General features: G+C 69.7%; 12 protein-coding genes and 1 tRNA gene. 3 read left to right on the plus strand and 10 right to left on the minus strand.

The features are described from left to right. Positions 1-88: 88 nt before the first annotated feature. From guaD to FJ887_RS14610, 8 genes are all read right to left on the minus strand, one after another. Positions 89-1,375: a guanine deaminase gene (gene guaD, locus FJ887_RS14575; protein ID WP_137826668.1), complete on the minus strand. Its 1,287-nt coding sequence runs from the start codon at positions 1,373-1,375 to the stop codon at positions 89-91. 34 nt (positions 1,376-1,409) lie between these two features. Beyond that, positions 1,410-2,186, minus strand: a complete 777-nt coding sequence (gene xdhC / locus FJ887_RS14580) for a xanthine dehydrogenase accessory protein XdhC (RefSeq protein WP_137826670.1) — start codon at positions 2,184-2,186, stop codon at positions 1,410-1,412. 5 nt (positions 2,187-2,191) lie between these two features. Continuing rightward, positions 2,192-4,537, minus strand: coding sequence for a xanthine dehydrogenase molybdopterin binding subunit (gene xdhB, locus FJ887_RS14585; protein WP_140955722.1), 2,346 nt, complete (start codon positions 4,535-4,537; stop codon positions 2,192-2,194). Further along, a complete protein-coding gene (locus tag FJ887_RS14590; RefSeq protein ID WP_140955721.1) occupies positions 4,534-5,979 on the minus strand; it encodes a xanthine dehydrogenase small subunit in 1,446 nt (481 codons plus the stop codon). Before FJ887_RS14590 ends, xdhB begins: the two co-directional genes overlap by 4 nt. 193 nt (positions 5,980-6,172) lie before the next feature. Then, a complete protein-coding gene (locus FJ887_RS14595; protein ID WP_137825133.1) occupies positions 6,173-7,654 on the minus strand; it encodes an NCS2 family permease in 1,482 nt (493 codons plus the stop codon). 250 nt (positions 7,655-7,904) lie between these two features. Beyond that, positions 7,905-7,995, minus strand: a tRNA-Ser gene (locus FJ887_RS14600). 58 nt (positions 7,996-8,053) lie between these two features. Continuing rightward, the gene (locus tag FJ887_RS14605; protein ID WP_137825134.1) at positions 8,054-8,491 is read right to left on the minus strand and encodes a nucleoside deaminase; all 438 of its coding nucleotides are present in this window, start codon (positions 8,489-8,491) and stop codon (positions 8,054-8,056) included. 59 nt (positions 8,492-8,550) lie between these two features. Next, a complete protein-coding gene (locus FJ887_RS14610) occupies positions 8,551-9,108 on the minus strand; it encodes a tRNA adenosine deaminase-associated protein (RefSeq protein WP_137825135.1) in 558 nt (185 codons plus the stop codon). 60 nt (positions 9,109-9,168) lie between these two features. Here FJ887_RS14610 and upp point away from each other — a divergent pair, with 60 nt between their 5' ends. The 3 genes from upp to FJ887_RS14625 all read left to right on the plus strand — a co-directional run bounded on the left by upp (position 9,169) and on the right by FJ887_RS14625 (position 11,834). After that, the gene (gene upp / locus FJ887_RS14615) at positions 9,169-9,807 is read left to right on the plus strand and encodes a uracil phosphoribosyltransferase (protein ID WP_137825136.1); all 639 of its coding nucleotides are present in this window, start codon (positions 9,169-9,171) and stop codon (positions 9,805-9,807) included. A 235-nt stretch (positions 9,808-10,042) separates the two neighbouring features. Continuing rightward, positions 10,043-10,804 (plus strand): winged helix-turn-helix domain-containing protein, encoded by a 762-nt coding sequence (locus tag FJ887_RS14620; RefSeq protein ID WP_137825137.1) that lies wholly within the window; start codon positions 10,043-10,045, stop codon positions 10,802-10,804. A gap of 88 nt (positions 10,805-10,892) precedes the next feature. Beyond that, the gene (locus FJ887_RS14625) at positions 10,893-11,834 is read left to right on the plus strand and encodes an endonuclease/exonuclease/phosphatase family protein (RefSeq protein WP_140955720.1); all 942 of its coding nucleotides are present in this window, start codon (positions 10,893-10,895) and stop codon (positions 11,832-11,834) included. A 30-nt stretch (positions 11,835-11,864) separates the two neighbouring features. Here FJ887_RS14625 and FJ887_RS14630 read toward each other — a convergent pair whose 3' ends face one another. Next, on the minus strand, positions 11,865-13,055 hold the full coding sequence (locus FJ887_RS14630; protein ID WP_171007018.1) for a MarP family serine protease: 1,191 nt from the start codon (positions 13,053-13,055) through the stop codon (positions 11,865-11,867). Continuing rightward, complete coding sequence (locus FJ887_RS14635; protein WP_249356710.1) at positions 13,052-14,536, minus strand: PrsW family intramembrane metalloprotease; 1,485 nt, start codon at positions 14,534-14,536, stop codon at positions 13,052-13,054. Before FJ887_RS14635 ends, FJ887_RS14630 begins: the two co-directional genes overlap by 4 nt. Positions 14,537-14,556 lie beyond the last annotated feature (20 nt).

Genomic DNA, 14,556 nt, shown 5'->3' on the forward strand with positions numbered 1-14,556 from the left:
GTTTCCGTATTACGGAAGTTAGTTTCCGTTGGATGAAATCAGCATACGCATCGTCGGCGCGGAGAGTCAAGACCCTGACGCCGGACGCTCAGCCCTTGACGAGCTCGCCGTCGATCCACACGCGGGAGACGTCGGCGGGGGTGCCGAGGGCGAAGATTGTCGCCAGCGCGTCCTCCTCGGAGCCCGCATGCGCGATGCCGACGTCGAGCGGCTGCCCGGCCGCGGGGTCGATCCACACGGCGTCGAAGCGCTTGCCCACCGACAGGTCCCCGACCTCGGCGTCCAATCCGAGCGCTGCGGCCCCGGCCGTCGTCGCGAGGTGAAGGAGGTGTGTCGACGTCAGCGGGACTCCCCCGGCCGGGTCGAGCTGCTGCATGAAGTACGCCTGCACGCCCTCTTTGAGCAGGGAGAACCCGATGCCGGCGCCGACGTCGGAGCCGAGCGCGACCCTCACCCCGGCGTCGAGGTGGCGGCGCAGCGGGAAGAAGCCGCTCGCGAGCGCGGAGTTCGACGTCGGGCAGTGCGCGGCCGCCGCCCCGACTTCGGCCATCCGCGTCAGCTCCCGGTCGGTGGGGTGGACGTTGTGGGCGAGGATCGTCTGCGCGCCCAGCAGCCCGGCCCGATCGTAGGTGTCGAGGTAGTCGCGGGACTCGGGATGGATCTGCGCGACCCCGGTGATCTCGTCGCGGTTCTCGTTGAGGTGGGAGGTCACCCAGATGCCCGGGTTGTCCCTGACGAGTCCGCCGCCGGCGGCGAGCAGCTCGGGTCCGGCGGAGAAGGAGAACCGCGGGGTCACCGCGAAGCGCAGCCGCCCTCTCCCGTGCCAGCGGTCGATGAGCTCCTGGCTCTCGGCCACCGAGCGGTCGACGTCGGTGAGGAGGACCTCGGGGAGGTTGCGGTCGCTGGTGACCAGTCCCGTCGTCATCCGCAGCCCCACCTCGGCGGCGGAGGCGAAGAGGATGTCGACGGCGGAGGCGAAGTGCGATCCGAAGACCATCGCCGAGGTGGTCCCCGCCGAGGTCAGGCCGGTGAGGAACTCGTGGGCCACGGCACGGGCGTAGGCGTCGTCGCCGAGCTTCGACTCCTCGGGCAGGGCCGCCTCGTCGAGCCAGTCGAGGAGCGGCTTGCCGAGGTGGCCGATCGCCCGGACCTGCGGGTAGTGGACGTGGGTGTCGACGAACCCGGGCAGGAGGACCCCTGAGCGGAGGTCGACGACCTCGGCGTAGGGGTGGCGCTCCCTGGCGGTTGCGAAGTCGGTGCGGGCGACGATGCGGCCGGCGTCGACGACGAGCGCGACATCGGCGTCGCTGCGCAGGGTGCCGCCGGTGAACGGATCGGTCGGGGTGTCGAGGATGCGGGCACGGAAGATCTGCATGGGGTGGACTCCTGAAGTGTGGAAGGTGGAATGGTCAGGGCAGGCGGCTGAGCAGGTCGCCGGCGACGCTCACGGCGATCGTCGCCGGGCGCTTGCCGCTGACTGCGGGCAGGCCGATCGGGCACATGATCGTGTCGACGGCCTCGGGCGCATGCCCTTCGGTCTGGAGGGCCCGGCGGAAGCGCTGCCATTTCGCGCTCGAGCCGATGAGGCCGATGGAGCCGAGGTCCCCCCGCGTGAGCGCGGCGGCGCAGAGGTGGAGGTCCTCGGCGTGGTCGTGGGTCATGATGAGCACGTGCGCGCCGGCGGGCAGACTCATGAGCACCTCTTCGCCGACGACGGCGAAGTGGCGGGTCACGGCGGCCACCGGGGCTTCGAGATGGTCGAGTTCGCTCAGCTGCTCGGGCCGCGAATCGGACACATGGAGGTCGATGTCGTGGCGGGCGAGGATGCGGGTGAGTTCGAGCCCGATGTTGCCGATCCCGAAGATCGCGACGACGGCGGGCACGGGCAGCGGTTCGAGGAGGAGGGTGACCTCTCCCCCGCAGCACTGCCGCCCGTACTGCGCCGGGGCCTTGTCGTTGAGCCGCAGGCTGAGCATCTCGGGTTCGCTCTCCCCGCCGTCGAGGAGTTCGCGGGCACGGGTGACGGCCGTCATCTCGAGATTGCCCCCACCGATGGTCCCGAAGAGGTCTTCGGCGGAGACGATCATCTTCGCGCCGGCTTCCCGGGGAGCGTGCCCCCGGACCGAGGCGAGGGTGATGAGGACGGCCGGCACCCGAGCGCTGCGAAGCTCGGCTGCGGTGTCCATCCAGGTCATGACGGCACGGGCTCCCGGGAGCGGACGGCCTCGAGTGCCCAGAACACGGCCTCCGGGGTCGCCGGGGATGCGAGTTCGACGACGGTGCCCGGTGCCCCGAAGGCGCCGACGGCCTCCCGCAGGGCCTCGCGGACGGAGAAGGCGAGCATGAGCGGGGGTTCGCCGACGGCCTTCGAACCGTAGACCGCGCCCTCCTCATGGGCCTTCTCCAGCAGCGCGACGTTGAAGACCTCGGGCATCTCGGAGAAGCTCGGGATCTTGTACGTGCTCGTCGCCTGCGTCGCCAGCCGTCCGCGGCTGGGCTTGTCGCTGTCGTCCCAGCGCAGGTCCTCGAGCGTGAGCCACCCGGCGCCCTGGACGAAGCCGCCCTCGATCTGGCCGAGGTCGATGAGCGGGGAGAGCGAATCCCCGACGTCGTGGACGATGTCGACGCGGCGCAGCGTGTACGAGCCGTCGAAGCGGCTGACCTCGACCTCGCTGACGGCCGCCCCGTACGCGAAGTACTTGAACGGCTCCCCGCGCATCTCCGAGAGGTTCCAGTGAAGTCCCTCGGTGCGGTAGAAGCCGGAGGCCGAGAGCTGGATCCGCTGGAAGTACGCGGTGTTGACAAGCTCCTCCCACGTGATCGTCTTCGCCGACGAGAGTGCGCTGACGATGCCGCGGCTGATCTCGACCTCGTGGGCGGGCGCCCCGAGGAGGCCCGCGGCGACGTGCCTGAGCCGACCGAGGATCTGCTCGCACGCGTCCTTGACCGCTCCCCCGTTGAGGTCGGAGCCGGAGCTCGCCGCCGTCGCCGAGGTGTTGGGGACCTTGTCCGTGCGCGTGGGCGCGAGCCGCACCGTCGACAGCGGCACCCCGAGGCTCGTCGCGGCGACCTGGAGCATCTTCATGTGCAGGCCCTGCCCCATCTCCGTGCCGCCGTGGGTGACGAGGACGGAGCCGTCCTTGTAGACGAGGACGAGGGCCCCGCCCTGGTTGAAGGCGGTGAGGTTGAAGGAGATCCCGAACTTCACCGGCGTGATCGCCAGCCCCCGCTTGACGTCGTCGCGGGTGGCGTTGAACGCCTCGATCTCCGCCCGCCGGGTCGCGACGTCGCCGGCGGCGAGCACCTGATCCCAGCACGCCTCCATCCGGTCGGGATGGCGGACCGGCTGGTAGTACGGGGTGTCCTGTCCGGCCTGGTAGAAGTTGCGCCGGCGCAGCTCGGCGGCGTCGATGCCCAGCTGCGGGGCGACGCGGCCGAGGATGTCCTCCATGACGAGCATCCCCTGCGGTCCGCCGAACCCGCGGAACGCCGTCTGCGAGGTCTTGTGGCATTTCGCGATGCGCCCGTGGACGCGGATGTTGGGCACCCAGTACGCGTTGTCGATGTGGCACATCGCGCGGGTGAGCACGGGTTCGGAGAGGTCGAGGCTCCATCCGCCGTCGGCGGTGAGCGTCGCCTCGAGGGCGAGGATCCGCCCGTCGTCGTCGAACCCGATCCGCCACGTCGAGTGGAAGCCGTGGCGCTTGCCGGTCATCGTGATGTCGAGGGTCCGATTGAGCCGCAGCCGCACGGGTCGGCCGGTGAGTTTCGCACCGAGGGCGGCGAGGGCGGCATAGCCGTGGGGCTGCATCTCCTTGCCGCCGAACCCTCCGCCCATCCGCAGGCACTGGACGGTCACCTCGTTGGCGGGGATCCCGAGGACGTGGGAGACGATGTCCTGGGTCTCCGTCGGATGCTGGGTCGAGCATTGGATGAAGACCTGGCCGTTCTCGTCGACGTGGGCGAGCGAAGCCTGGGTCTCGAGGTAGAAGTGCTCCTGGCCGGCGAACTCGAACTCCCCTGCGAAGACGTGCGCGGCGTCGGCGAAGGCCCCGTCGACGTCGCCCTTGTCGATCGTCGGCTGGATGCCGTGGAAGCTGCCGGCGGCGATCGCCTCGGGGACGGTGACGAGCGAGGGCAGCGGGGTGACCTCGGCGGTGACCGCCTGCGCTCCGGCCTTCGCGGCTTCGAGATCCTCGCCGAGGACCCAGGCCAGGGGCTGGCCGAAGTACATGATCTCGTCGACGGGCAGCATCGGCTCGTCGTGTTTGACACCCTGGTCGTTGACGCCGGGGATGTCCGCGGCGGTGATGACCCGCACGACCCCGGGCACCGCGAGGGCGGGTGCGGTGTCGAGGGAGTCGAGGCGGGCGTGCGCGTGCTCGGACCTCACCGGGAATGCGTGGAGGACGCCGGTGAGGCGCCCGACGAGGTCGTCGGTGTAGAGGGCGGCGCCGGTGACGTGGCCGAACGCGCTTTCGTGGTGGTGGCTCTCGCCGACGACGGGGTCGGCGGGGCGCTGGGACAGCTGGCTCATCGTCCGGCCTCCTCGGTCATCGCGTTAAGCTGTTCGGCATAGAAGCGCTCGAGGGAGGAGCGGAGCATCGCCGTGCGGTACTGCGCGCTCGCCCGGTGGTCGTCCATCGGCGTGCCCTCCGCGGCGAGCGTCTCTGCCGCCGCGTGGACGGTCTCGAGCGTCCAGGGCCGGCCTTCGAGCTCGGCTTCCGTCGCCCGGGCCCGCAGCGGTGTCGCGGCCACTCCGCCGAGGCCGATCCGGGCCTTCGCCACCACCCCGTCGACGACGTCGACGGCGTAGCCGATCGCGACGGAGGAGATGTCGTCGAAGCGCCGCTTCGCGATCTTCTGGAACGACGTCAGGGGTGCCAGCGGCAGGGGGATCCGCACCGCCGAGATGAGTTCGCCGGGCTGCCGCACGGTCTGCCGGTAGCCGGTGAAGTAGTCGGCCAGGGGCACGGTGCGCTCACCGTCGCGCGAGGCCAGCACGAGCTCGGCTTCGAGGGCGAGGAGGGCCGGCGGGGTGTCCCCGATCGGCGACCCGGTGCCGAGGTTGCCGCCGATCGTCGCCCCGTTGCGGATGAGGCGGGAGGCGAACTGCGGGAAGAGCTTGCCGAGCAGCGGCACGCTGCCGGCGAGCCCGCGTTCGACCTCGCTGAGGGTCAGAGCGGCGCCGATCTCGATGTGGTCGGCGGTGCGTCGGATGCCGCGCAGCTCGGGCAGACGGTCGATGGCGAGCAGCGACTTCGCGCGCACGCCCTTGATGTTGACCTCGACGCCCCAGTCGGTGGCGCCGGCGACGAGGAGGACGTCGGGATCGTCGGCGAGGATGCCGAGCGCCTCGGCGAGGTCGGCTGGCCGGCGATAGCGGCCCAGGTCCCCGGTCGGGGTGTCGGGTCGGTGGAGATCGGTGGGCGCCGAGGCGGGGGCGGGGTCGGTCATCCGGGCGGCCAGGGCGTCGGTGGCCTCTGGCGTGCCGAGGGCCTGTGCGGCGTCCTTGATCGGACGGTATCCGGTGCAGCGGCAGAGGTTGCCCGAGAGCGCGTGGAGATCGAACTCCTCCCGTCCGGGGCGGTAGTATTCGGCGGCCATCGAGCAGATGAAGCCGGGTGTGCAGTAGCCGCACTGGGATCCCCCGCGCACGGCCATCTCCTCGGCGACGGGGTGGATGTGGTCACCGGCCGAGAGTCCCTCGGCCGTGATGACCTCCTGGCCGTCGAGGGCCGCGGCCGGCAGGAGACAGGAATTCACCGACGTCCAGCGGGTCGTGCCGTCGCCGTCGGGTCGCGCGATGAGGATCGCGCAGGCTCCGCATTCGCCTTCCGCGCAGCCTTCCTTGGCTGCGGTCAGGCCCTCGCCGCGGAGGAAGTCGAGGGCATTGGTATGGGTGGGGCCGTCGAAATCGTGATCGGTGCCGTTGACCGAGATCCGACAGGCCGGGCGTTCCGTGGTCGACGCTGACATCGCACTCACCTCCTGCGCCTCAGCGAGGAGGCGCACAGTGCATGGTTGGAACAGTTGCGCTGGCTCTCCGAGACTTCTGGTTATCCATGCGAACAGCAGCGGAGAGCGGTCGGCGGGGCATCATCGCCCCGCGGGCGTCAGTCGCCGTGGGCGATCTGCCCTTTCCCCCACGCGGTGTGCTCCGTCACAGTGCTCATCCTCCCAAGATAGCCGAAATGGGACCGCGAACGAAGTAGAGGACGAATCCGGCCGAGACGATCCACAGCAGCCAGTGGACGTGCTGTCCGCGACGGCTGAACGCGTGGATGAGGGCCCACGAGATGAAGCCGACGCCGATGCCGTTGGCGATCGAGTAGGTCAGCGGCATCGTCACCATGGTGAGGAAGACCGGCAGCGAGGTGCGGAAGTCGCTGAGGTCGATCTCCCGGATCTGCGTGACCATCATGGCGCCGACGACGACGAGGGCGGCGGCTCCGGCCTCCATCGGGATGACGCCGATGAGCGGGGCGAAGAACATCGAGAGGAGGAAGAGCACGCCGGTGACGATCGCTGCCAGTCCGGTTCTCGCGCCTTCGGCGATGCCGGCGGCGGAGTCGACGAACACCGTGTTCGACGAGGCGGACGCGCCACCGCCGGCGACGGCGCCGAGGCCCTCGATGACGAACGCGCTGCGGATGCGGGGGAACATGCCGTCCTTCGTCTGGAGTCCCGCGCTGCGGGCCAGACCCGTCATCGTGCCCATCGCATCGAAGAAGTTCGTGAACACGAGGGTGAAGACGAGCATCGTCGCAGCGAGCACGCCGATGCGCTCGAAGGCCCCGAAGAGGTCGAACGCGCCGATGAGCCCGAAGTCGGGCAGCGCGACGATCTGGTCGGGCAGCTGCGGGGCACTGAGGTTCCAGCCGGCCGGGTCGGGGTTGACCGGGTCGCCGACGGTGCCGAGCTTCGCGAACGCCTGGATGATGATCGCGGCGATCGTCGCGACGATCATGCCGATGAGGATGCCGCCGGGCACCTTCCTCGCGACGAGGACGCCGATGAGGATGAGGGCGCCGATGAACACGAGCGTCGGCAGCGAGGTGATCGACCCGTCCTGTCCCAGCTGGACGGGCGGACCGGCCGGGGTGCGGGTGACGAATCCGGAGTTGACGAACCCGATGAACGCGATGAAGAGGCCGATGCCGACGGTGATGGCGATCTTGAGCGCGTGGGGAACCGCGTTGAAGATCGCCGTGCGGATGCCGGTGGCGCCGAGGAGGACGATGATGATGCCGTTGATGATGACGAGCCCCATCGCCTCGGCCCAGGTCACCTCCTGGACGACGGAGACGGCGAGGAAGCTGTTCATCCCCAGGCCGGCGGCGAGCGCGAACGGCAGCCGGGCGACGACGCCGAAGAGGATCGTGATGAGTCCCGCGACGAGCCCGGTGACGGCCGTGAGCTGGGCGAAGTCGAGCGTGCCGCCGGCGACGTCGGCGGAGCCGCCGAGGATGAGCGGGTTGAGCACGACGATGTAGGCCATCGCGACGAAGGCGACGATGCCTCCGCGGATCTCCTGCTTGACCGAGGAACCGCGCTTGGTTATCTCGAAGAATCTGTCCAGTGCGCCTGAACTGCGGGCGGCGGCGTCCGTGTCCTGCCGCTGGTCATCGTCCGACACTTCTTTGTCTGCCATTGTCATGGACCACCTCACAATGTTCGATTTGGTCGACTGCGACATCGTCGTCGCAGTCCTGCGCCTTGAACGTGCGCAATGAAAGAGAAACACCCTTCCATGATGCGGAAAAGTATTTCTATTTCATCCCGACAGTCTCGCGTCTCACGGTCGGTGTGTCAATCGTCACAGGCGAAGTGCAACCCATTCGAGACCCCGGCCGTGACCGGCCCGGACACACGAAAACCCCCGGCTGACCAGGGGTTTTCATTGGCGGTGGCGGTGGGATTTGAACCCACGGTACGGGGTTACCGTACACAACATTTCGAGTGTTGCACCTTCGGCCGCTCGGACACGCCACCGCCGACAACAATACAGTCGGTGCCGGGAGCGGGCCAAATCGGATCGGGGTGAGTGCGGTCACGTCCCCCGCCTGGCGGTGAAGAAGTCGGTGAGCAGGGCCGCCGCTGCGCTCTCCTGCACTCCGGAGTAGACCTCGGGGTGGTGGAGGGCCGCCCGATCGCGCGGCAGGTCCCACACCGATCCGACAGCTCCGGCCTTCTCGTCGAAGGCGCCGAAGACGAGGCGCGCGACCCGGGCGCCGATGAGCGCCCCGGCGCACATCGCGCACGGCTCGAGGGTGACGACGAGAGTGCACCCGTCGAGGCGCCACCGCCCGGTCGTCGCGGCGGCCTGCCGCAGGGCCAGGAGCTCGGCATGGCCGAGCGGATCCTCATCGACCTCCCGCCGGTTGTGGCCGGTCCCGATGACCCGCCCGTCGGGGTCGAGGACGACGGCCCCGACGGGAACGTCGTCGTGCGCGGGCGCCCGGGCGGCCTCGGCGAGGGCGAGGGCCATCCACGCGGAGAAGTGGGCATGCCCGCCGAAGCCGAGCTCATCGGCACGGGTGACGTGGCTCAGCGGGCGGCCTCGAGCTGATCGGCGAAGCCGACGGTCTCCCCGACGTGGGCGACGACGCGCGCCGGATCCGAGGGGTACTTCTCGACCTGCTCGATGAGGTCGGCAGGGGCGAGTCCGCGGTCGGCGAAGATGTCGGCGTCGCCGCCCCATTCGCCGTCGCCGTCGAAGTCGAGCATCTCGACCTCGTCCTCGACGTCGTCGTCCTCGTCATCGGCGTCCGGCTCCTCCTCGTCGAGCCCGAACTCCTCCTCCGGTTCGGCTTCGTACGCGTCGTCCGGGGAGTCGAGGTAGTCGGCGAAGATCTCGGCGAACGGGCTGAGCTCGACGGCGCCGAGATCCGAGATGAAGACCTTGACCTCGTTGTCCGCGGCGAGGCGGACGAGTCCGAACCATTCGTCCTCGTGTTCGATGACGGCCACGGCCTCTCCGTCGTCGGTTCCCGCACTCCGCATCATGTCGACAAGGCTGTCGAGGTCCGTGGCGTCGCGGACGTCGACATCGAGAGCGCGGAATCCGTCGCTCGACTCGGCAAGGATCTCAGTGAAGTAGGACATGACTCCATTGTGGCCTCTTCCCCCGGCTTTCACCACAGCCGATTCCCGTACCATCTGAGTATGCGCCTTCACGTAGCCGACCACCCCCTCATCGCCCACAAGCTCAGCGTTCTCCGAGATGAGAACACCGACTCCGCGCGCTTCCGGCAGCTCACCGAGGAGCTCGTCATGCTGCTCGCCTACGAGGCGACCAGGTCCCTGGCCGTCGAGGACCGCGCGGTCACGACCCCGGTGGCGACGTTCACCGGGACCCGGATGGCCGAACCCCGTCCCGTCGTCGTCCCGATCCTGCGGGCGGGCCTCGGCATGCTCGACGGGATGCTGCGCATCCTCCCCACCGCCGAGGTGGGCTTCCTCGGGATGGTCCGCGACGAGGAGACCTTCGAGCCGACCGCGTACGCCGATCGCCTTCCCGATGACCTCAGCGGGCGGCAGATCTTCGTCGTCGACCCGATGCTCGCCACCGGGGGGACGCTGGCGATGGCCATCGACTTCCTCCTGGCCCGCGGTGCCCGCGACGTCACCGCCGTCTGCCTCGTCTCCGCACCGGAGGGCGTCGAGCGCATCGAACGCGACTACGGGGCCTCGGCGAACGTCGAGATCTACACCGCGGCCCTCGACGAGCGCCTCAACGAGCTCGGCTACATCGTGCCCGGCCTCGGCGACGCCGGCGACCGGATGTACGGCATCGTCGACTGAGCGGATTCGTCACAAACCGTCACATTCGTCTCAGAACCCGGCGATCCTTTGCCCGGGCGGACGCGTGTGACGAATAATGAAGGCATGACCTCTGCGAATCACGAAGCGCGAATGCGCACGGCATCGATGTGTATGCCCTGCGTTCGTCGTCGGTGATCGCCCTTCCGCTGTCCGGCTGCGAACGAGTGCAGACACGTCGCGCAGCGGACTCCATCGCATCACCCAGAGGACAGACATGCCGAATCCCGAACCGAACTACGTCCACCCCCGCAGCGCCGTCGCCGTGCGCCGCGCCGGAGCCAGGCTGAGCGCCGTGGACCCGCAGAACCCGCCGCACACCTTTGGGCCCTCCGGGGTCGTGCCCTCGCCGAAGGCGGCGCGCGGCATCATCGTCTACATCGGCCTCGACGAGTCGAAGGCCGCCGCGGACGGCACGAATCTCTCCGCGATCGCCGGTGAGCTCCAGGCGTACGCGAAGGAGCTCGCCTCCCAGGCCGAGACCCAGGCCGTCATCGCCCTGGCCCCGGAGGGCCGCGGCAGCGACATCGACGCCGTGCGCGCCGTCGCCAACGGCTCCCCCGCCGCGTCGGGAACCCCGGCCGGCACCCATGGCCCGGTGCGCTCGCGCATTCCCAACCGCATCCATCCGCCGGCCCTGCGCGAGACCGAGGCCGGTCCCGCCGAGCGTCTGCGCATCGACATCCCGCGCCGCGAGGTCCGCATCGACGGCGATCTCGTCGATGTCACGACGAAGGAGTTCGACCTCCTCGCCACCCTCGTCTCCCATGCCGATGAGACGCTGCCGCGCGAGGCCCTCATCGCCGCCGTGTGGTCGGGGGCCGAGGAACCGGACGAGCGCACCGTCGACGTCCACATCCGCCGTCTGCGCCGCCGCCTCGGCGAGCACTCCTCGGTCATCCGCACGATGCGCGGCGCCGGATACCGCTACGACACACATCCCGACGTCACCGTGTGGTCGGCCACCGCCCATCGGTGAGCCGGCCCATCGGTGAACGAGCACTGAGACGCACGTCGCACGACCCGCCCAGCAGGAGGCCAGGGTTCGCGGTTAAGATTCCTAATCGATGAATCAGGCATATCCCAGGCCCGGGCGCGCACGGAAGTCCGCGAAGGGCATCACCGCACTCGTCGTCGGCCTTCTCTACGCCGCGTTCCTCGTCCTCCACGAGCTGGTGCCCGCCCGCGGCGGCATCGCCCTGCTCGTCGAGAGCGTCCTGCCGTGGACGGGGCTGATCATCGGGCTCGTCCTGCTCATGATGCTCTTCCGGTTCTCCGTGCTCTCGGTCATCGGCGTGCTCGTCCCCGCGCTCGTGTGGGGCGTGATGTTCGGCGGACCGCTCCTGCCGGGCCGCGATGCCGGCACCCCGGACCTCACCGTCGCCACGCAGAACGTCGGGGCCAGGCTGCCGGAGCCGACGGCCACGGCGCAGAACATCGTCGCCGCCGATCCCGACATCGTCACGATGCAGGAGCTCGCGTCTTTGTCCGGGCAGATCATCCAGGACGAGCTCAACGCCTCGTTCGCCCACTCGGAGGTCGTCGACACCCTCGGGGTGTGGTCGAAGTGGCCGATGTCGACGCCGGAGGAGATCGACCTCGGGCTGCAGTGGCCGCGGGCCTTCGCGACGACGATCGCCACCGATCACGGCGACATCAGGTTCTACGCCGTCCACATGCCCTCGGTGAGGCCTGGCCAGGAGGGGATGCGCAACGCAGCCCTGCGCCGTCTCTCGACCGTCATCGAGGGCGATGACGCGGAGCAGATCATCGTCGCCGGCGACTTCAACACCGCCTCGACGGACCGGAACTTCGACGAGCTCGTCCCGCCGCTCAAGGACACCCGCGTCGAGGCGCGCGGGGGCTTCGGCTTCACGTGGCCGGCGCGGTTCCCCGTCACCCGCCTCGACCACATCCTCTACCGCGGGTTCACCGCGACCTCGGACAGGGTCCTCGGCGAGGGCACGAGCGACCACCGCGCGGTCATCGCCGGACTCGATCTCGCCTGAGACTCGATCTCGCCTCACCGGCGCGCGGGCTCAGCTCGTGCACTGTCCCGTCGGCACCGGGGTCGTGTTCGCCACGCCGGCCTGGAGTTCGTCGCGGATCTCGGCGCGGGTGAGCGCGTAGCCGGTCTCCTCATCCGTGGCCGAGCGGGCGAAGACCATGCCGACGACGTTGCCGCCGGAGTCGATGAGCGGTCCCCCGGAATTGCCCTCGCGGACGATGCCGCGCAGCGAGTAGACGTCACGCACGACGCTGCTCTGGTCGTAGATGTCGAGGCCGCGGGCGTTGATCTGCTCGCGCACGCGGGTCGGGGAGATCGTGTAGGGCCCGTTGGCGGGGAATCCGACGACGACGGAGTCGTCCCCGGGTCCGAGCGGACTGCCGAACTCGAGGGCGGGAGCATCGAGTTCGGGGACCCGGAGGACGGCGACGTCGGCTTCCGGATCGAATTCGACGACCTCGGCGGAATAGGGGCGCCCGGTCCCGCCGACCTGGACGGCGAGACTCGTCGATCCGGCGATGACGTGGGCGTTCGTCGCCACGAGGCCGTCGTCGTAGACGAAGCCGGAGCCCTCGGAGCCGGCCCGACACGTCGTCGTCGTGGTCGTGATCTTCACGACCGACTCCTCAACGCTGCGACCGACCTCGACCATGTCGGCGTCGGGTTCGCCGACCCCGCGGATCTCCTCGGTCTGCCCGGAGAAGACCTGCGGGAAGCCCGTGGCGCGCAGGGTCGAGGCGAGATCGCCGAGCGCGCTCTGCGAGGAGTACGGGATCGTCCGGTCGATCGCGGCGATGACCCCGGAATCGGCGACCCACTGGTTGGGCCCCACCAGCGGGGTGGCGCGGATGAAGCCGGCGGCGAGCCAGACGACGAGGACGTAGACGACGCCGGCGGTCACGGTGCCCCCGATCGCGTCGATGCCCCGTCCGAGCTCGGAGTCCATGGCGCGTTTGATCCACGTGCCGATCCCGTTGCCGGCGAAGGCGAAGAGGACGCTGAGCACGAGCGGCATCGCCGCGAGCAGCGCGACGACGCCGGGATTGCCCATCGCCGAGGTGCCGGCGGAGAGGTTCTCGACGAGCGGGGAGAGCAGTCGTCCGGCGATCCATCCGACGACGAAGCCGACGACCGTGCACAGCCCGACGACGAAGCCCTGCCGGAACCCGGCGAAGAGGGCGCCGATGCCGAGGAGGACGATGATGATGTCGACGATGATCACGACACGGCCTTCGCCTCGGCGCGGGAGGCGGACAGCAGCCGGTCGCGGGCACCGGCGAATTCGCGGAGCTCGAAGTTCTCGATCTCCTTCTCACGGCTGCCGCCGATGCCGGCGAGCAGGCGCATGCGCGTCGTCGACAGCTTCCCGGCGAGCCGGATCATCGTCGCCATCTCCGCCTTGCCGCCGGGGAACGAACCAGCCCACCGGCGGCCGTACTTCCGGCCCTTCCACGTGCCGAGCATGTCCGCCTCGGCGTGGGAGAGCCACCCGGAGTTCGCGTAGTCGCCGAGCATGTTGAGCGTGTGGAGGCGCTCGCTGCGGCGCAGCAGCAGCCCGAGGACGACCCAGCAGGTCGTGAGGATGAAGCTCAGGACGATGAGTCCGACGATCTGGGCGATCGGGCTGATGAGCTGGAGACCGGTCATCGACCCGTTCCAGATCGCGTGGAGGCACATGCCGATGAAGAGTCCGGGCAGCCACATGAGGACGACGGCCCACCACGGCCATTTGCGGGCGGCGAAGCCGATCGTCACCCCCGCCCAGCTCGAGAACGCGGTGTGGAGCAGCGGCGAGCACAGGCAGCGGAGGACGAAGGTGATCCACAGCCCCGAGGTGCTCTCCTGCCACGCGGTGCCGAGGTAGAGGACGTTCTCGGTGAAGGCGAAGCCCGCGCCGATGAGGGCACCGTAGACGAGGCCGTCGAGGGGGCCTTCGAAGTGCCGGCGGGCGGCGAGGACGAGGACGACGAGGAGCGAGGTCTTCATCGTCTCCTCGACGATCGGGGCCTGCACGACGGTGGCGAAGACGTCGGGCATCCCGCCGACCCCGACGAGGAAGAGGGCGACCTCGCTGACGAGGGAGACGAAGAGGGTGAGGATGACCGAGGCGACCGCACCCCAGAGGAGGCAGAGGCCGAGGAGGATCTTCGGCTGCGGCTTCCATCGGTCGAGCCACAGGACGTAGGCGATGATCGCGACGAGCGGGATCGCCGAGAGCCCGATGAGGGCGAAGAGCCTGGCCCCGAACTGGAAGCCGCCGGCGACGGCCATGACGAGGAGGCCGAAGACGAGGGCGCACACCGCGAAGATCGCGATCGCGAGGCGGATGACGTTCGTCGTCGATCCGGGTTCCTCGGGCGGCTGAGTGCGGCGGACCGCTCCCGTCCACGGGGTCTCCGACACCCGGTGATCGGGGGTCTGCATGGACGCGCGCACCCGCATCTCCTGTGTCACGGTCGGGGCGAAGCGCGGCTGTTCGTAGACTCGGCGGGGCCCCTGCCCCGGGTGCGGGATCCCCGGCTGCGAGTCGACCGGCCGTCCGTGGTGGACCGGGGGGCCGGGATAGACGGGTCGACCGGCAGGATCGCCGCGGCGCTGCTGCGGTCGTCGGGTCTGCTCCTCCTGCGGACGCGGGCGGAAGCGCTCATCGCTGCGCCGCGGATCGACCTGGGGAGGCCGGACGAACCCGGGTGGCCCTGCCATGGGCGGCCGTCCCGGGAACT

The organism is Brevibacterium sp. XM4083 (genome assembly GCF_006489205.2).
GTDB lineage: Bacteria > Actinomycetota > Actinomycetes > Actinomycetales > Brevibacteriaceae > Brevibacterium.